Genomic DNA, 18,115 nt, shown 5'->3' with positions numbered 1-18,115 from the left:
CAGTGGTGCGTGCGACGATCCCGTCATGATCGCCTCGCTCGAAGCCCTGCTGCCCGCCCCGGGGAGTACCCACGTCTCGACCACGTACACCGACTGGGTCGCCGTCCACGACCCGGGCGCCGTGGCGGCGGCCCGGGAGCTCGGCCAGGCGATGGGGAACGAGCTCAACCGGTCCTGGACGAAGCCCGGCGCGTTCGTCGACGCCATGGCGCGGTGGGCGCGGCGGTTGCCGGCCGCCCATCTGCCGTGGTTCTGGGACACCGTCGGGCACCGGCTGATCGGCTACGGGGCGCGCCCCGGCGGCCGGGCCTACGTGGCCGCGCGGGCCGCCGAGGCCGAGCACGGCCTGACCGTCGACCCCGCCTACCGCCGGGCCAACGGGCTGCTGTTCGCCCGGGGCGGGGCCATGCCCGCCAAGGAGTTCGGCGCCCATCAGCGGTTCCTGGCCGACTCCCTCGAACCCGCCGAGGCGCACGTCGCGCTCGGCGCGTTCCTGACCGCCTGGGCCGGTTCCCGGGCCGACCTCCCCGCCGACCTCGTCCGCCGGGTTCGGGCCTCCGCCAAGGCCGCCGGGCACGGGGACGAGGAGGTCGCGCGCGTGGTGACGGAGATCCTCGCGGTCACCCGGGGCAAGTCCGTGCCGGACGCCCTGCTCGCGGGCGCGGAACCGGTCCTGACGGCGCATCCGCCGGCGGACGGGACCGCCGCCGGGCTCCTGGAGGTCTTCCCCGAGGGCGCCGTCGACGGCGGGGCCTGGCTGCGGGTCCTCGCCGGATGCGGCGCGACCGGGGCGATGGAGGCCGGACGACTCGTGCCGGAGGGCGGACTCCACCGCTGGGTCGGGCACTTCGTCCACATGTACCAGTACACGCGCGCGTCCGGCGGCGGAGTCGCGCGCCGCCGGCTCCCGACCGAGTTCCTCGACCTCGTGGGCCGGCTCGGGCCGCGCCTGCGGGCCGCCGGCGAAGCGGTGACCCTGCACACCACCCGCCACCACTACCAGGGCTTCGACGCCGACGTCCTGGACGCGTTCCTGGCCGCCGGGGCCACCGTCGTCGATCCCGGCCCCGCGGTCCGGCTGCACTTCTGGGGAGAGGAGTCCCGGCGCGACCTCACCGCTCTCGCCGCCGACCCCGCCTTCGGCCCCCGCCTCGAAGGGACCGTGCACGCGCGCCTCATGCCCGACTGGTGGGGCGCGCCCGCCCGCAAGCCCGGGTCGGCCGTGACCCTGCTCCCCGGGAACGAGGGCATCGCCCAGGGGGTGGCCGTACGGGTCGGCAGGCTGGTCGACGCCGTCGGGGGCGGCGGCATGGCGGGCGCGGAGGAGGCGGTCGCCGAGCTGGAGACCCTGCTCGACCGGCCGACGGTGACGGCGCTCGGCGGGATCGGCGACGTTCTCGCCGAGGCCTCCGCCGGCGGCGCGCTGCGGCGCTCCCTCGCGGCCGGACTCCCCGAGGAACTGGCGTGGCCGGAGCTGGAGGCCGTGTACGAGGAGTTCGCGGCCGAAGCCGAAGCCGAAGCCGAAGCCGAAGCCGGTGCCGGTGCTGACGCGGCCGGCCCCGCCGGCCCGACCGGCCCCGCAGGCCCGGCCGCCCCGACACCGTCCGTCGGGGCGGCGGGCGGTCAGGAGTCCGTCGGACTGCCCGGTGTGGCAGGAGTGACCTGCACCTGGCCCGTGCTGACCGTCTTCGGGCGCGACCGCGCCGTCGCGGTCGCCCCGGACGGGGTCCGCGGGTCGTGCCGCTTCACGGTGCCGGACGACGCGAACTCGTTCGCCGTCCACTACGCCGGCGGCTCGTTCCTCGTCAGCTGGAGCACCGAGTCCGGCCACACCGCCTTCTGGGCCGACCGCCCGGAGGAGCGCTTCACCCCCGAGGAGTCCGGCGGCCTGGTCGCCTTCGGCGGGAGCCTCGACGGGGCGTACGGCTTCCAGTTCGAGACCGCCGACGGAGGCGGCCGGCACGGCGGCCTCCGGGTGACCCGCCCCGGCGGCACGGAGGGGATCGACCGCGACGAGCTGCAGATGGGCGACGGCACCCGGATCTGGACCAACGCGGTCTACGGGCGGCGCCCGTGGGAGCTCGTCGACGCGGTCACCGGCGAGCCCCGGGGCGCGACCCCGCTGCCCGACTTCCCCGGCCGCCCCGCGAGCACCGATCCGGCCCTGGAGCCCTCCGAGGCCGACCTGACCCTCGCCCACGAGGCGCTGCACCTCGCCCCGCTGCCCGCGGGGCTGACCGACTCCCCGCTGGGCAGCCGCGACGGACTCGTCGGCACCCGGATCCTGTTCCGGACCCGCCACCGCGACCACGCGCCGGACCACTACCTCGTGGAAAGCGTCGACGGCCGCACGGCCCGCTTCGACATCGACCGGCCGGGACAGGAGCCGTGGGGACTCTGGGCCGCGCCGGAGGGCGCCGTGGAGGACGTCGTCCTCGCCGAGTCCCGTACCCGCACCGGGGTGCGCGCCTACGCCGCCGACGGCGTCCTGCTGTGGGAGCTCGACGGCCACCACTCGCCCGCCCATCCGCGGGTGAGCCCGCGGCGGACGGCCACCGTCTCCCGCGGTACGGCTCTGCCGCCCGCCTTCTGGTACCTGCTGCGGACCCGGGACCCGGCGGGCTCCGCCGCGCTCCGCACCCTCGGGCGCGGCACGGCCGACGCCCTGCTCGCCGCCGCCCTCGACGGCACCGGGGCGGCACGCGCCGCCGTGGCACGCGAACTGCCCCGGATCACCGACCCGTTCCTGGCCGAGGCCGTCGTCGCCGTGGCCGAGCGGGCCGCCCGCGTGGAGGAGCGCCGCCGCGCCCTGCACCGGCGCGTCACCCTGCTCGCCGAGGCGCCGCCCGTCCTGCCGAGCCGCCAGGTGCCGGACACCGAGCTGATGCCCGCGCTGTCCGGACTCCTCGTCGACGGTGGGGACGACAGCCGGCGGCGGAGCCGGGACGTCGCCCGGTCCGCGACCCTCAGCGCCCTCGCCGCCGACGGCGCCTGCCTGGCCGGGACGATCGTGGAGGAGGTCCGGCGGCTGTCCCCGCCGGCCCTCCCGCACGACTGGTCGCAACTCCTCGGTGCGATCGACGCCGTCGCCTGGCGCGCGGCCGTCGCACCCACCCCGGAGACCGACCGGACCGCCCTGCGCGCCCTCCTGGAGACCTGGGCCGACCAGCCGTTCGCCCGCGAGGGCAGCCGGTGGCGCGTCGGCCGCGCGCCCTGGCCCGCGGCGCTCGACGCGCTGCGCGAGGGCGGTACGGCCGTGGCGTCCGCAGCGCGCTGGGACGCGGGGGAGGCCTGCTGGTTCGTCGCCCCCGCCGACGGCGTGACGGAGGGCGCCCCCGCGCCGGACGGGATCCCCGAGTCCCGGCTCGTCACGATCGAGCGGGACGACGCGGCCCGCCTGCGGGCCCTCGTCGGGGCGGTCGACGCGCACGGACCGCTGCCCGTGCCGGAGTCCGCCGCCGCGCGGTTCGCCGAACTGACCGGCGTACGACGGCCCGTGGCCCGGCTCGTGGTCGCCGGCCTCGTCGGCCGCGCCGACCGGGACGAGGACCTCGCCCTCGCCCGCAAGGCGCCGTACAAGGCCAGTCCGATGACGGCCGAGTCGTACCGGAGGCTCCGGGCCCGGCTCGGCGGCGACGGCCGGAGGGCCGTGCTGGCGGCGGCGCTGCCCCGGGACCCGGCCGAGCTGTGGCGGCCCGGCGGCGTCGAGGCGGCCGTGGAGCGCATGGCGGGCGTGTGGCGGGAGCGGATGGGCACCCTGCCCGCCGTGGACGACGAGGCCGCCGACGCCCTGGAGGCCGAGCTCGGCCTCTCCGAGGTGTGGGCCCGACGCCTCGCCGGCGGCTACGGGGCGGCCGAGGACGCCACCGTGCCCGCGGCCGGCTGGGAACTCGCGGCACCCAGGTACGGCCTCGGCGTGGAGGTCAGGGCCCTGCCCCCGGCCGGACCCGAGCTGCCCTACGGCACCCCGGTCGGCCTCGCCGTCGGGCGGATCGCGACCGCCCTGGTCTGGGCGTGGACCGACCGCCCCGTCGGCGACCCGGCCGTCGCGGGCGCGACGGCCCTCTACGAGCGGCTGCGGGCCGAACTGTCCCGACCGGAGCTCCTCGTGGCGCTCCCCGACGCGACGGTCGAGGACACGCCGGAGGGCATCGCCGAGCGGTTCGGGCCCGCGACCCTCCCGGTGTCCCTGGCACTCCGCGCGGAGCAGGCGGGGACACCGGACATGACGGCGTACGACTCCGGCGCCCTGGTGGTGTGCGCTCCCCGAGGAGACGCCGCCCTGCGGCCCGCGGCGGTCGCCGACCCCGAGGCGTGGCGGCGGGTCCGCGAGGTCGCCGAGCTCACCGGCCCCCTGGACCGGCTGGAACCGCTGATCGCCGGCGGCGGCCTGGACCGGATCATGCGGAGGGCCGCATCCGGGGCCGTACCGGACGGCGCGTACGAGGCGGACCCCCGGCAGTCCTGCCCGGAGCTCGTCGCGCGGGTGGCCGGGGAGCTGGGCACCGGGCCGGCCGCGGCCGCCCTGTACCTCCAGCTCGCGACGCTGGCCGCGCCCACCGACCGGAACGTCCGCCGGTGGAACGGCTGGACGGCCAAGCGGCACACGGAGGTCCGCACCGAGCTCCTCGCCACCGGCGCGGTCGTCGAGGCCAGGCGGCCGCGGGCCGGCCGCACCCTGTTCCTGCCCGGCGAGTGGAGCGACCTGAAGGCGCCCCACCTGCCCCTGGAGAAGGCGAAGCTGGCGTCCCTCCGGGCCAGGCCGTGGCTGGGCGGCCGGGTCCTCTCGCCCTTCGAGCGGCTGCTGCCGGTTGCCCCCCTGCACGAGATGTTCGAGGAGGCGTGGGCCCGGCGGGCCTGAACCGTGCCCCGCGACCCGGTTCGGCCGGGTCGAGGACCCGCACGGCCGGATGCGGCGCCTGGTCCGACCCCGGAACGCGCGCCCGCCCCGTACGCCGGAGCGTACGGGGCGGGCGGTCCGGGTCCGGTCCGGGACGGGTCAGCCGGGGAGCGGCGCCCCGGCCCCGGCGGGAGTCCCGGCCGCGGTGGTCCGGCCGGCCAGGACCTTCTGCGCGAGGACGCCGAAGACCACCCCGAACACCGCCCAGAGGACGGCCTGGACCGCGAGCGACGCCAGCCTGAACTCCCAGAGCAGCGCGGCGGGGAAGCCCGCCTTGACCGCGTCGTCGTTGGCCGGCAGCAGCACGAAGGCGACACCGGTCACGACGACGAAACCGGCCGCGGCGGCCAGGGTCGCGTTCCAGTTGCCCAGGCGCGGTGCGAGCCGCCGGCCCGCGATCACCGCGGCGAGCCCGAGCAGCACGCTGAGCAGGATCATCAGGAAGAACAGGGTGGTGCGCTTCCCGATCGTGTCCGGGTTGCCGACGGCCGGCGGGGTCGCCGGGTACTTCAGGAACGGCACCAGGTAGACGGTGGTGAACGCCGCCGCCGCGGTGAGCGCCGCCGTCGCCCGGGGGCTGAACCGGCCGATCCGGCCGAGCGCGAAGGAGAAGGCGAGCGCGGCGATGCCGCCGAGCGCCACCCCGTACACGAGGACGCCGGTGGCCAGGCCGAAGGTCGACTGGACGGGGCGGCTGACCGCCTCCTCCTCTTCCTCCGCGACCTCGGCGGCGCCCGTGCCGCCGTGGCCGGCGTGTGCCCCGGCGGCGGGGTCCGCCTCCTGGGCCGCCTGGGCCTCCTCGACGGCGATGGCGCCGTTCACCGGGGGCTCGCCCACCACGTAGGCGACGGCGAAGGCGAGGAGACCGGCGACCAGGCCCGCGAGCATGCCGCGGACCAGCAGGGATCTGACAGTTGAGGCGTGCATGTGCGGATCGCCTCTCAGTGGCAGGGGAAGCCGAGCAGGTGGCGTCCGTCGTGCACCCACTCGTGCACGTCGGAGCCCGCGATCAGGGAGGTGGCACCCTGCTCGGCGCCCACGAAGTACAGCGCGATCAGCGCGAGAAGGCCGACGAAGAACGCCCAGGGAAGGACGGCCCGGACGGGCAGCGGGGCCGGAACGGCCACGGAAGGGGCGGATGCGGCGGCGGTGAGGGCAGCCTCGGCCATGGTGGAACCTCCTACGGGAACTCGCGTCCCGGACGGTGGTGCAGGACGACGGTCCACGGGTCTGACTCACCGTCGCACCGCCTCCGGAAGGAGGGCGGCGCCCGGCTCACAGTGGCGCGACCGTGCCGGATTTCCACCGGACTTCCGTCTCGCCGTCGTCACGCTGTTCAAATGTCGCCCGACCGTACCGCGCACCGGGGGTGCCGCCAAGGGCGTGAGGCCTGAATCACGTTCGCACGCCCCCGGCCGCGCCCCGGGCCGAACACGGTGGTCACCGGGATCGGCGCTACCCTGGGCGCGCCCCGGGACCCGACCGACGAGGACGCCGATGACCGTCCGGCTGACGCTGATCTCCCCCGCCACGAGCGGGGCCCCGCGCGACGTCGGGTTCGACGACGACCGTCCGCTCGACCCCGCGGGCCTGGCCCGTGCCGAGTCGGCGGCCTCCGCCGTCGATGCGTCCGCGCGCGCGTACTCCTCGCCCTCGGCGCGCTGCCGGGGGACGGCGGAGGCCCTCGGCCTGTCGGCCGAGGCGGTGTCCGCCCTCGCGGGCTGCGCCATGGGGCGCTGGCGGGGACGGACCCTGGCGGCCGTCGCCGCCGCCGAGGAGGCGGCGCTCGGCGTCTGGCTGTCGGACCCCACGGCGGCGCCGCACGGCGGGGAGTCCGCGCGCGAGCTGCGACTCCGGGTCGGTGCCTGGCTCGACGCGCGGCGGGGGGAGTCGGGGCGCGTCACGGTCGTCGCCGAACCGGACGTGATCCGGGCCGCCCTGGTGCACGCCCTCGGGGCGCCCGACGAGGCGGCCGGGAGGCTCGACGTCCGTCCGCTGACCGCCGTTCACCTGAGCGGGCGCGCCGGGCGCTGGAACCTGAGCGTCGGGACGCCGCTCGGGTCCGGCTAGGGGGTGTCCCGTCGGTCAGACCCCGCGAGCCCGGCCCGACCGACAGGACACCCCCGAGCACCCGGCGGAGGGGTCCCCCGGGGTCAGGCGACGGGACGCCGCCACTCGCGCAGCAGCAGATAGCCGAGGTACGCGCCGCCGACGGCCATCGTGTAGAGGCCGACGGGCAGGTCGTCGAAGAGCGGCAGCTGCTGCGCCGTCAGGTCGGCCAGGACCAGCAGCAGTGCCCCCAGCAGGGTGGACATCACCAGGTGCGGTCCGCCGCTGCGGGCGACCCGCTTGGCGATCTGGGGGGCGGTCAGGGAGATGAACGCGATCGGACCCGCCACGCTGACGGCTCCCGCCGAGAGGACGATCGACAGCGCGATCGCCCAGGTCGCCGTCCGCCCCGGCCGGGCCCCCAGGCCGGTGGAGAGGTCGTCGCCCATCTCACCGATGCTCAGGGGCCGGGCGAGGAGGGCGGCGAACGGCAGGGAGACGAGGAGCACCGTCCACACGACCGCCGCGTCGTCCCACGAGCGCGCGGAGAGGCTGCCGTTGATGTAGGCGGTCAGGGAACTGGCCTTGTCGCGCTCCACGGCGTACACCACGTACTGGGTCAGCGCGGTCGCCATCGCGGCGACGCCGATGCCGGCCACCACGAGCCGGCCGGGGCTGCGGAACCCGGTGCCGGTGGAGAGGAACACGACCGCCATCGCGAGGACCGAGCCGAGCAGGGCGCCGACGGACACCGGCATCACGTCGGGCAGGAACAGGGCGGCGGCCGCCGCTCCCGCTCCGGCCCCGGCGCTGAGCCCGATGACGTCGGGGCTGCCCAGCGGGTTGCGGGTGACGGACTGGAACAGGGCCCCGGACAGGCCGAGGGCCGCACCGGTGGCGACGGCCACGACGAGCCGCGGGCCGCGCAGCCGGTTCAGGACGAAGGCGTTCTTCCCGGTGGCGTCGCCCGCGAGGGCGGACGGCAGGTCGGGCAGGTCGATGCCGAGGCGGCCCATCGACAGCGTGGCCACGGCGGCCGCGCAGAGCAGCAGGAGCGAGACCGCCGCGGCGATCACGGTCCTGCGGCGCACGGGTACGGCGACCCAGGGGCCGATCCGCAGCACGCCGCGGCGGGCGGGCTTCGGCCCGCGGGGCCCGTCGGTCCGGGCGCGGTCGGGAGAGTCGGTCCGGTCGGCGGTCTTCATCCCGCTCCCCTCATACGGCGAACGGCGAACAGCAGGGCGGGGGCGCCGACGAAGGCCGTGACGACCCCGACCATGAGTTCCTGCGGGCGCAGCACGACCCGGCCGACGACGTCGGCGAGGAGCAGCAGCGTCGGCCCCGCGAGGCAGGTGAAGAGGATCTGGGCCCTGAAGTCGGCGCCCACCAGTGCCCGCACGAGGTGGGGGACGGCGAGGCCGACGAAGGCGATGGGCCCGACGGCCGCCGTCGCGGCGGCGGCGAGCAGCGTCGCCGCGAGCAGCCCGGCGCCCTTGACCCGGGCCGGACTGATGCCGAGGGAGGCCGCCTTGTCGTCGCCCATGGCCATGGCGTTGAGCCCCGGGGCCAGCAGCAGGGCGAGCAGGAGGCCGGCGGCGGCGAACGGCAGGACCGCCCAGAGGGCGTCGAAGCCGCGCCCGCCGAGCGCGCCCACCACCCAGTAGCGGTAGGTGTCGAAGATCCGCGGTCGGGACAGGGCGACGGCCTGGATGAAGGCGGCGAGGATCGCGGAGAGCACCGCGCCGGCGAGGACCAGCCGGACCGGTCCGCCCCCGCCTCCGACGGTGCCGACGACGTGGACGACCACGCCGGTCAGGAGGGCGCCGAGGAGGGCCCACCAGATCGTCTCCCGCTGCCCGGAGGCGCCGAGGAAGGCGGTCGCGGCGACGATGCTGGCGGACGCGCCCGCGTTGATGCCGAGGAGTCCCGGCTCGGCGAGCGGGTTGCGGGTGATGCCCTGCATCAGGGTGCCGGCGACGGCGAGGGCGAGACCCGCGAGCACGCCGAGGGCGGTGCGCGGGTAGCGGCTCTCGACGACGGTGCGGGTGTACGCGTCGCCGCCGTCGCCGAAGACGACCCGCAGGACGTCGCCGGCGGAGGTCGGCTTGCTGCCGAACATGACGCTGGCGAGGAGCGCCAGGGCGAGCAGGGCCAGGCACAGGACGGCGGCCAGGACCTGCCGGCCAAGGCCCCGCCGTACCACGGCGGGGCCTTGAGCGGTCTTGGAGAGAGTGGTCACGCGGGGGCCCGTGGTTACTTCCCGGCCTTGGCGACGGCCTTGTCGATCATCGGGAGGTAGCGCTCGATGCTGTACGGCACCGTCAGCGGGTTGATCATCGAGGAGGCGGTGACGAAGGGGGTGTCGTGGCTGTAGACCAGGGCGTTCTTCTTCACGGCGGGGATGGCCGCGTAGAGCGGCTGGGCCTCGACGGTCTTGCGGGACTTCTCGTCCATGTAGAACGTGAAGGCGATGTCGCTCTTCGCCAGCTTGTTGGCGTTCTCCAGGCCGATGAGGGCGGAGTCGGTGCCCTCGGTCTCCGGGAAGGTGTCGACGATCGGGTCGACCTTGAGGCCGAGCTTGGAGACCATCGCCACGCGCTGCTCCTCGGGCTTGAAGATGCCGAGGGTGCCGGGGCCGGTGTTGTAGATGTACGAGAACGTCACGTTCTTGTAGTTGGGGCGCGATGCCGCCGCGTCGGCGAGCTGCTTGTCGATCTTCGACTCCAGCTCCTCGGCCTTCTCCGGCTGACCGAGCGCCTTGGCGATGATCTCGATCTGCTGGTCCCAGTTCGTGCTCCACGCCTTCTCGGGGTAGGCGACGGTGGGCGCGATGTCCTTGAGGATGTCGTACTGCTTCTGCGTCAGACCCGACCACGGGGCGAGGATGACGTCGGGCTCCAGCTCGGTGATGGCCTCGATGTCGAGCTCCTCGCCGCCCTTGAACTGCTTGGGGAGCGTGGCGCCGGACTTGGTCACCGCCTCGTGGATCCAGGGGAGGTAGCCGGTCTTGTCGCTGCCCCAGGGGTACTCCTCGATGCCGACCGGGACGTTGCCGAGGGCGATGGCGGTCTCGGCGGAGCCCTGACCGAGGGTCACGACGCGCTTGGGCTTGTCCTTGATGACGGCCGAGCCGAGGGCGCTCTTGATGGTCACGGGGAAGGCGCCGGCCGGGGCCTTGTCCGCCGGGCCCGCCGCGTCGTCCTTCTTGTCGTCGGAGCCGCATCCGGTCACCAGCAGGCCGAGCGTGACCGCGGCGGCCCCCGCCACGAGAGCGCGACGGCGAAGGGGGGTGAACACAGAAGGCATGGTGGATCCTTGTCTCCGGGCAGGGGGATGTGGGCCCCGACGGGCGGCCCCGCGGACGGGTGTCCGGGGGCAGCGGCAACGCGGTGCTTGTTAGGTGAGCCTAACCTATTCCTGTCCGGGTGTGGACGCCCGGGGTCCGGTCCCGGTGTGATCCACGCGGCGGCCGGTACGTCCCTCAGGGGGCGACGGCCTTCCGCAGGGTCCGCAGGCACAGGGAGAGGGCCGTGTGCTTGGGGGTGCCCTGGTCGCGCGCCTGTGTCCAGGCGGCGTAGAGCAGCGCCCACACGACGTCCTGGAGCCAGCCGGCGTCGACCCCGGGGTCGAGCGTTCCGTCCTGCTGGCCGCGCCGGACGAGGGTGAGCAGGGACAGGTCGGCCGCCGACTCCTCCTCGATCCCGGACCACGCGACGAACTGCGGGACGTCGTACAGCAGCAGCAGGCGGTCACCGAGTTCGAAGTACTCCAGGCAGAGCCGCTCCAGCGCCTCGGGCGCCGGCCCGTCGTCGAGCCGTGCCCGGTCGGCCGCCGCCGCGACCCGGTCGCGCACGTCCGTGCCGATCGCGGCGAGCAGGTCGGAGCGCTCGGGGAAGTAGCGGTGGACGGTGGTCCGTCCCACCCCGGCCGCCTCGGCGACATCGCCCAGCGACGCGCTGTGGTCGGCCGTGAGTACGGAGACGGCGGCGTCGAGGATCGCGCGCCGGGTGCGGGCGCGGGTGGCGCTCTCGCGGGTGGCCGCGCCGTGCGCGGGAGTGTCGTCGGACCCCATGCGCACACGGTAACCCCTCATACCGTTTGGGAAACCCTTTGACCTTTCTGGAACAGCGGTGTTCCATTGTGGGTATGCAGTCATCCCTTGCGCCTCGCCTGAGCATCCTGTGGTCCTTCGCCCGCCCGCACCGGCGCACCCTGGCCACGGGACTGGCCCTCGCCCTGGTCGCCTCCGCCCTGGGCCTCGCCACGCCCATGGTCACCAAGCACGTGCTCGACGCACTGGGCAGCGCGTCCTCCCTGACGCGCCCCGTGGCGACCCTCGTCGTACTGCTCCTCGTCGGCGCCGCGGTGTCCTACTGGCAGTGGATCCTGCTCGGGGCACTGGGGGAGCGGGTGGTCCTCGACGCGCGCGAGTCGGTCGTGCGGCGCTTCCTGGGCGCCACCGTCCCCGCCCTCACCCGGAGCCCCACCGGTGAACTCGTCACCCGGGTCACCTCCGACACCGTGCTGCTGCGCCAGGCCGCGGCCTCCTCCTTCGTCGGCCTGGTCAACGGAGCGGTGATGCTGGTGGGCAGCCTCGTCCTCATGGGCTTCCTCGACCTGGTGCTGCTCGCCACCACGGTGGCCGCCGTCGCCCTGGTCGGCCTGGCCTTCGCCTTCCTCATGCCCGGCATCGCGAAGTCGCAGCAGCAGGCCCAGGAGCACGTGGGACGGCTCGGCGGCATCCTCGAAGGCACGCTGCGGGCGATCCGCACCGTCAAGGTCAACCGTGCCGAGGAGCGCATGACCGAGCGGATCCTCGCCGACGCGCGGGCCTCGGCCGCCTTCGGGATCGGCGCCGTCCGCCGCGAGTCGCTGGCGTGGACGATCGCCTGGTCCGGCGTCAACCTGGCCGTCATCGCGATCCTCGCCGTCGGCGCCTGGCGCGTCGGCGAGGGCCGGCTCGAGGTGTCCGGCCTGATCGCCTTCCTCCTCTACACCTTCGCCCTGATGGACCCCGTCAGCGAACTCAGCCAGAACGTGACCGCCCTCCAGTCCGGCATCGCCGCCGCCGAACGTATCCGGCAGGCCGACGCCCTGCCGTCCGAGGAGGCCGCACCGTCCCGGGCGACCGGCGCCGGCACACCCATACGGCAGGCCCCGGGGCCGCGCGAACACCAGGAACGCCCCGAGCTCCCCGAACCGAAGGAACCGCGGGGCATCCGCGACGACATTCCCGTCCTGGAGCTGCGGAACGTCACCGCCGCCTACGGCCCGGACGCCGAGCCGGCCGTACGGGGCGTCGACCTCGCCGTCCCGCGGCGCGGCCACACCGCCGTCGTCGGCCCCTCGGGGGCGGGCAAGACCACGCTGTTCTCCCTGGTCCTGCGGTTCCTGGAACCCACCGGCGGCGAACTGCTCCTCGACGGACGGCCCTACCGGGACCACGCCCACGCCGACATCCGGGCCCGCCTCGCCTACGTCGAGCAGGACACCCCCGTCGTCCCCGGCACCCTCCGCGACAACCTGCTGCTCGCCCGGCCCGAGGCCACCACCGAGGAACTGCTGCGCGTCCTGGACGACGTACGGCTCACGGAGAAGGTCGAAGGGCTGGAGGAGGGACTGGACACGCCGCTCGCCACCGCGAACGTGTCGGGCGGGGAGCGCCAGCGCATCGCCCTGGCCCGGGCCCTGCTCGCCACCCCCGACGTGCTGCTCCTGGACGAGGCCACCGCGCAGCTCGACGGCTTGACCGAGGCGGCCGTACAGGAGTGCGTCCGCTCCCGCGCCGACACCGGCGCCGTCGTGACGATCGCGCACCGCCTGTCGACGGTCGTCGACGCGGACACCATCGTCGTGATGGAGGCCGGCCGGGTCCGGGCGCGGGGCCGGCACGAGGACCTGCTCGCCTCGGACGGCCTCTACCGCGACCTGGTCGCGTCCCTGCGGATCTCCGCCGGGACCGGCGTTCCCGTCAACTGACCGCCACCGCCCGGCCGGACGGCGACGCCGGGTCCGTGCCGTGGGCGACGGCGGCCACGTGCCCCTCGGAGAGGAGCACGTCGGCGAGGCGGAGACCGGGCACCGCCGCAGGGACGAGTCCCGACCCCACGTAGGGGTCGGCGGCCCCGCGGACCAGGGCCACGCCGGTCGCCTTGAGCACGGCCTCCTTGCGGGTCCAGCACCGGGCGAAGGCGCCCGCGCGGGCGTTGGCCGGAAGAGCCGCCAGCTCCGCGCGCTCGCGCGGATGGAGGGCCGCGCCCACGTCCCGTACGACGCCGTCGGCCGGCACCGTCTCCACGTCCACCCCCACCGGCACCGACGCCACCGCCAGCAGGACGCGGTCGCCCGCGCGGGAGAGCGAGAAGTGCACGGCGCCGTGGTCCCGCAGACGGGGCTTGCCGTGCGGGCCGCCGCATCCGGCGCAGGGGTCCTGCGCGAACACGAGCCGGTCGGGCCGGGCGCCCACCCGCTCGGCGAGCACCAGGCGCAGCAGCACCCGGGCGACCAGGTAGCGGTCCGCGTCCGCGGGGCGCCGGAAGGCCGCCGCCCTGGCCGTCTCCGCCGCGTCGAGCAGCGGGGCGAGCGCGCGGGCGGCCGCGGCGTTCGGATGCACGGCGGCGGCCACCACCCCGGGGTGGCCCGGCAGTTCCTCGTAGCGCACGGGGCGGCTCAGAAGACCCGGTCGGTCGTGGTGACCACCGCGCACCGGCCGGCCGCCCACTCCAGCGCCATGCGGTGCTCGCGCTCGGAGAAGTCCGCCACGGCGTCGGCCACGACGAACGCCTGGATGTCCTGCATCCACGCGTCGCAGGCGGTCATCAGGACGCCGATGTGCGCGTACACGCCGGTGACGACGAGCTGGTCGCGGCCCTGCTCGCGCAGCTGCTCCAGGAGGTCGGTGCGGACGAAGGCGCTGTACTTCCACTTGGTCAGGAGGGTGTCGCCGGGGCCCGGGGCGACCGCTTCCGTGATGGCCGTGGCGTGCGGGTCGTCCGGGACGCCGGGGCCCCAGAAGTCCTGCTGGAGGCCCCGCTGTTCGGGAGTCTGGCCGCCGGGCTGGGCCGTGTAGACGACGGGCACGCCGAGTCGGGCGGCCTCCTTGCGGAGCCGGCCGAGGTTGCCGAGCAGGGCGGTGATCGGCTCGGCCTCCGCGTCGAACGGGGTGAGGAAGTGGTTCTGCAGGTCGTGCACGAGCAGCACGGCGCGGTCCGGGTCGACGGTCCACTCCACCCGGTTGGCGGGGAGCTCGTCGGGGCGGGGCATGGGGTAGGGCGCGACGGTGGGCAGGGTCATGGGCGTTCCGTTTCGGCGGGTGCTGGTGGTGGTACGGCTGGGGCGCCGGGTCAGTCCCGGGGAGCGGTCCGGGCGCGCAGGTCCTTCTTGGACACCTTGCCCACGCCGGTCGTGGGGAAGGCCTCGACGAAGACGACCCGGTCGGGCACCTTGAAGGCGGCGAGCCCGCGGTCCCGGACGAAGCGCTTCAGCGCGAGCGCCCCGACGGCCGGCGCGTCGGCACGCGGGATGACGTACGCGCAGCTGCGCTCGCCGAGGTACGGGTCGGGCTCGGCCACCACGTTGGCGTCGTGCACCGACGGGTGGGCCAGGAGGTGGTTCTCCACCTCCTCGGCGGCGATCTTCTCGCCGCCGCGGTTGATCTGGTCCTTGGCGCGCCCCTCGACGACCAGGTGTCCACTCGGGGTGACCCGGACGAGGTCGCCGGTGCGGTAGAAGCCGTCGTCGGTGAAGGAACGGGCGTTGTGCTCGGGCGCGTTCCAGTAGCCGCGGATGGTGTAGGGGCCGCGGGTCAGCAGATGGCCGGTCGTGCCCGCGGGGACGTCCTCGTCCGCGTCGTCCACGACCCGGATCTCGTCGTCGGGCGAGATCGGCCGGCCCTGGGTGGTGACGATCGTCTCGGTGTCGTCGTCGAGACGGGTGTAGTTGACCAGGCCCTCGGCCATCCCGAAGACCTGCTGGAGGGTGCAGCCGAGGGCCGGCTTCACCCGGCGGGCGGCCTCCTCGCCGAACTTGGCGCCGCCCACGAGCAGGACGTCGAGGGTGGAGAGGTCGTAGGCCGACGCGGCGGCGGCGTCGGTCCAGACGAGCGCGAGCGGCGGGACGAGACCGGTGATCGTGACGCCCTCGTCCTGGATCAGCGGGAACGCCGCGTCCGGTGCGGGCCGCGGGCACATCACCACGCGGCCGCCCGCGTACAGGGCGCCGAGCGAACCGGGGGAGGAGAGCGGGAAGTTGTGGGCGGCGGGCAGCACGCAGAGGTAGACGGAAGCCTCTTCGACCCCGCAGATCTCGTTGGAGCCGCGCAGCGAGTAGATGTAGTCGTCGTGCGTCCGCGGGATGAGCTTGGGCACCCCGGTGCTGCCCCCGGAGAGCTGGAGGAACGCCAGGTCGGACGGGGCGGGGCCGGTGAGCGGCACCGGTTCGGCGGGCACGTCGGAGAGCGCCTCGAAGGGCCCGGCGTCCCCGCCGGCCACGAAGACGTGCCGCAGCGAGGGCGTCCGGGCGAGCGCGGTGGTGGCGAGGGAGCGGTAGTCGAAGCCCGCGTCCTCGGCCGGGATCACGTAGGCGACCGCTTCGGTGAGGGAGCAGAAGGAGGAGATCTCCGACTCGCGGTGCGCGGGCAGCGCGAAGACGGGCAGGGCGCCCAGCCGGAACAGGGCGAAGATCACCTCGAAGAACTCGGCGATGTTGGGGAGTTGGACGACGACCTTGTCGCCGTGGCCGATCCCGCGGGCGGCGAGTCCGGCGGCGAGCCGGTCGGCGCGGAGGTCGAGCTCTCCGTACGTCCAGGCGCGCCGGGTGCCGGCGGGTCCCGCGTGGTCGACGACGGCGACGCGGTCGGGGTGCGCCGTGGCGCGCTCGCGGAGCACGGCGCCGAAGGTCTCGCCCCGCCACCAGCCGGCCGCGCGGTAGCGCGCGGCGAACTCGGCGGGCCAGCCGGGCGCGGCCTGGGCGGGTTCCGTCCCGGGGGTGTCCGGGGCGGCGGGCCGGGTCGGTGCGGTCACAGCTCGGCCCCCACGGCGTTGAGGAAGGTGCGGAACTTGGCGGCGGTCTCGGCGGTCTCCGCCTCGGGGACGGAGGCGGAGACGATGCCGGCGCCCGCGTAGAGGCGCAGGGTGCGGCCCTCGGCCTCGGCGCAGCGGATGGTGACGACCCACTCGCCGTTGCCCTCCGCGTCGCCCCAGCCGACGATCCCGGTGAAGAAGCCCCGGTCGAAGGGCTCGGTCTCGCGGATCACCTGTCTCGCGAGCGCCGTCGGCGTGCCGCAGACCGCGGGGGTGGGGTGGAGCGCCGAGGCGATCTCCAGGGCCGAGACCTCGGGGTGGGCGAGGGTGCCGGTGACGGTGGTCGACAGGTGCCACATGGTGGCGGTGCGGATCAGCGAGGGCCGGGCGGGGACCTCGACGGCCGAGCAGTACGGCGCCATGACCTGGTGCACGGCGTCGACGACGACGGCGTGCTCGTGGAGGTCCTTGGCGGACTCCAGGAGGGCCGCGGCGCGCCGCACGTCCTCGGCGAGGTCGTCGCTGCGGGGGATCGAGCCGGCCAGCGGGTTGGACACCAGCCGGTCGCCGCGCCGGGAGACGAGGAGTTCGGGGCTGGCGCCGAGCAGCGTGCGGTCGGGGCCGGTGGGCAGCGCGAAGGTGTAGCCGGCCGGGTCCCGGCGGCCCAGCCGCTGGACCATGGCGGCGAGGTCCAGTTCGTCGGGGCCGGTCACCTCCAGGGTGCGCGCCAGGACCACCTTGCTGAACTCGCCGTTCCACATGCGGTCGACGGCCGAGGCGACGCCCTTGGCGTACACGTCGGGCTCCGGCCCCGGCCGGACCGACCAGGCGGTGGCCGGGGGGTCGCCGGCGGGCAGGGCGACCAGCGGGTCGTACGCGAGGGACGGGCCGGTGCGGACCGTCTCGGGTATGACGAGGGCGGCGGGGGCGTCCTGCTCGAAGGGGAGCGCGCCGATGACGACCGGGGCGGCACGGCGGCCGGAGCGGGCCTCCCGCAGGGCCTCGGCCACCCGCTCGGCGACCGGTGCGGTGCCGTGCGGGATCTCCCGCTGGACGCCGTGGGCGAGCAGGGTCCGGGTGGGCGTGGCGAGGAACCGGTCGCCCTCGCGGTAGGCGTCGAGCAGCGCGGTGGCCGCTCCGACGGCGGAATGGGGGTCTGCGGGCGCGGACGTGTGCGCGGCGACCTGGTGGACCGTCGACACGGGGGCTCCTTGGTGTCGTCTGGGGGTGGGGGTGCGGCGGGCGGTTCGGTACGGGGCGGGCGGGCCGGGTGGGCCCGGTTCCGTCAGCGCAGGGTGGCGCCGCCGTCGACGTAGATGTCCTGCATGGTGATGTGGCGGGCCCGGTCGGAGGCGAGGAAGACCACGGTCTCCGCGATGTCCTCCGGGTCGGCGATGCGGCCCAGCGGGATGCCGGTCCGGTGGCTGGCGACGTCCCCTTCGATGACGCGCCGTGGGCCGGAGGGCCCGTCCCAGAGGGCGCGCTGCATGGGGGTGTCGGTGGAGCCGGGACAGACGGCGTTGCAGCGGACGCCCCGGTCGGCGACCTCCAGGCCCAGGCACTTGGTGAAGGCGACGGCGGCGGCCTTGGAGGCCGCGTAGGCGCTCATGCCGGAGCGGGGGATGCCGGCGGCGTTGGAGGCGACGGTCACCACGGAGCCCGTGCCCCGGGCGGCCATGCCGCCGACCACGGCCCGGGAGACGTGGAAGACGCCCGTGGTGTTGACCGCGAAGACGTCCGCCCATTCCTGGTCCGTCATGGCGAGCGCGGGTCCGGTCCTGAGGACCCCGGCGACGTTCACCAGGACGTCCACCGGGCCGAGTTCGCGCTCGATCCGCCCGACGGTCCGGTTGACGTCGTCCCCGTCGGTGACGTCCAGCGGGTAGGGCACGACCGCTCCCGCGGCCCGTTCCCCGGTCGACCGCGCGACGCTCGCGGCGAGTGCGGCCGCCTGCCGGTCGGTGGCCGCGACGGTGGCGCCCCGCGCGGCGAGCGCGTGGACGACCGCCTCGCCTATGCCCTGGGCGGCGCCGGTGACGAGGGCCACGCGCCCCCCGAACTCACCACGCGGTCTGCTGCTTTCAGCCACAATACCTCCTTGACTTAGGTAAGCCTAACCTAAGCTGTGCGATTTACCCATGGGCTT

General features: G+C 75.4%; 14 protein-coding genes and 1 riboswitch. Of the genes, 3 read left to right on the top strand and 11 right to left on the bottom strand.

Annotated elements, in window-relative coordinates; translation table 11 throughout:
• The first annotated feature begins 25 nt into the window (after nt 1–25).
• Nucleotides 26–4,861, top strand: a complete 4,836-nt coding sequence (locus tag ACY0MR_RS04405) for a hypothetical protein (protein ID WP_473559219.1) — start codon at nt 26–28, stop codon at nt 4,859–4,861.
• Nucleotides 4,862–4,999: 138 nt separating this feature from the next.
• Here ACY0MR_RS04405 and ACY0MR_RS04400 read toward each other — a convergent pair whose 3' ends face one another.
• Nucleotides 5,000–5,827 (bottom strand): CbtA family protein, encoded by an 828-nt coding sequence (locus ACY0MR_RS04400; protein WP_473559217.1) that lies wholly within the window; start codon nt 5,825–5,827, stop codon nt 5,000–5,002.
• A 14-nt stretch (nt 5,828–5,841) separates the two neighbouring features.
• On the bottom strand, nt 5,842–6,069 hold the full coding sequence (locus ACY0MR_RS04395) for a CbtB domain-containing protein (protein ID WP_388794856.1): 228 nt from the start codon (nt 6,067–6,069) through the stop codon (nt 5,842–5,844).
• Between the two features lie 33 nt (nt 6,070–6,102).
• Nucleotides 6,103–6,241: riboswitch (cobalamin riboswitch) on the bottom strand.
• 156 nt (nt 6,242–6,397) lie between these two features.
• Between ACY0MR_RS04395 and ACY0MR_RS04390 the strand changes: the two genes are divergently transcribed.
• Nucleotides 6,398–6,970, top strand: a complete 573-nt coding sequence (locus ACY0MR_RS04390) for a histidine phosphatase family protein (RefSeq protein WP_388794853.1) — start codon at nt 6,398–6,400, stop codon at nt 6,968–6,970.
• A gap of 83 nt (nt 6,971–7,053) precedes the next feature.
• Here the strand turns inward: ACY0MR_RS04390 and ACY0MR_RS04385 are convergent, their stop codons facing one another.
• From ACY0MR_RS04385 to ACY0MR_RS04370, 4 genes are all read right to left on the bottom strand, one after another.
• Nucleotides 7,054–8,154, bottom strand: a complete 1,101-nt coding sequence (locus ACY0MR_RS04385) for a FecCD family ABC transporter permease (RefSeq protein ID WP_388794850.1) — start codon at nt 8,152–8,154, stop codon at nt 7,054–7,056.
• On the bottom strand, nt 8,151–9,152 hold the full coding sequence (locus tag ACY0MR_RS04380) for a FecCD family ABC transporter permease (protein WP_473561690.1): 1,002 nt from the start codon (nt 9,150–9,152) through the stop codon (nt 8,151–8,153). The genes ACY0MR_RS04385 and ACY0MR_RS04380 overlap by 4 nt, the downstream gene beginning before the upstream one ends.
• A 50-nt stretch (nt 9,153–9,202) precedes the next feature.
• Nucleotides 9,203–10,255 (bottom strand): iron-siderophore ABC transporter substrate-binding protein, encoded by a 1,053-nt coding sequence (locus ACY0MR_RS04375; RefSeq protein ID WP_392038766.1) that lies wholly within the window; start codon nt 10,253–10,255, stop codon nt 9,203–9,205.
• A 175-nt stretch (nt 10,256–10,430) separates the two neighbouring features.
• The gene (locus ACY0MR_RS04370) at nt 10,431–11,021 is read right to left on the bottom strand and encodes a TetR/AcrR family transcriptional regulator (protein WP_473559213.1); all 591 of its coding nucleotides are present in this window, start codon (nt 11,019–11,021) and stop codon (nt 10,431–10,433) included.
• Nucleotides 11,022–11,095: 74 nt separating this feature from the next.
• On the opposite strand from ACY0MR_RS04370, the gene ACY0MR_RS04365 reads away from it, so the two are divergent.
• Nucleotides 11,096–12,928, top strand: a complete 1,833-nt coding sequence (locus ACY0MR_RS04365; protein ID WP_473559211.1) for an ABC transporter ATP-binding protein — start codon at nt 11,096–11,098, stop codon at nt 12,926–12,928.
• Here the strand turns inward: ACY0MR_RS04365 and ACY0MR_RS04360 are convergent.
• The 5 genes from ACY0MR_RS04360 to ACY0MR_RS04340 all read right to left on the bottom strand — a co-directional run bounded on the left by ACY0MR_RS04360 (nt 12,921) and on the right by ACY0MR_RS04340 (nt 18,061).
• Nucleotides 12,921–13,610, bottom strand: a complete 690-nt coding sequence (locus ACY0MR_RS04360; protein ID WP_404078668.1) for a 4'-phosphopantetheinyl transferase family protein — start codon at nt 13,608–13,610, stop codon at nt 12,921–12,923. The two genes, ACY0MR_RS04365 and ACY0MR_RS04360, sit on opposite strands and share 8 nt — an antisense overlap.
• Before the next feature lie 8 nt (nt 13,611–13,618).
• Nucleotides 13,619–14,242, bottom strand: a complete 624-nt coding sequence (locus ACY0MR_RS04355; protein ID WP_473559208.1) for an isochorismatase family protein — start codon at nt 14,240–14,242, stop codon at nt 13,619–13,621.
• A 50-nt stretch (nt 14,243–14,292) separates the two neighbouring features.
• Complete coding sequence (locus ACY0MR_RS04350; protein WP_473559206.1) at nt 14,293–15,969, bottom strand: (2,3-dihydroxybenzoyl)adenylate synthase; 1,677 nt, start codon at nt 15,967–15,969, stop codon at nt 14,293–14,295.
• Complete coding sequence (locus ACY0MR_RS04345) at nt 15,966–17,171, bottom strand: isochorismate synthase (protein ID WP_473559204.1); 1,206 nt, start codon at nt 17,169–17,171, stop codon at nt 15,966–15,968. Before ACY0MR_RS04345 ends, ACY0MR_RS04350 begins: the two co-directional genes overlap by 4 nt.
• A gap of 83 nt (nt 17,172–17,254) precedes the next feature.
• Entirely contained in the window at nt 17,255–18,061 is an 807-nt protein-coding gene (locus tag ACY0MR_RS04340; protein ID WP_388796201.1) for a 2,3-dihydro-2,3-dihydroxybenzoate dehydrogenase, read from the bottom strand.
• Between the last annotated feature and the right edge of the window lie 54 nt (nt 18,062–18,115).

This window comes from Streptomyces sp. JN8, from assembly GCF_055808075.1.
The sequence above is the reverse complement of the archived record's forward strand: the minus strand, read 5'-3'. Positions and strand labels throughout refer to the sequence as shown.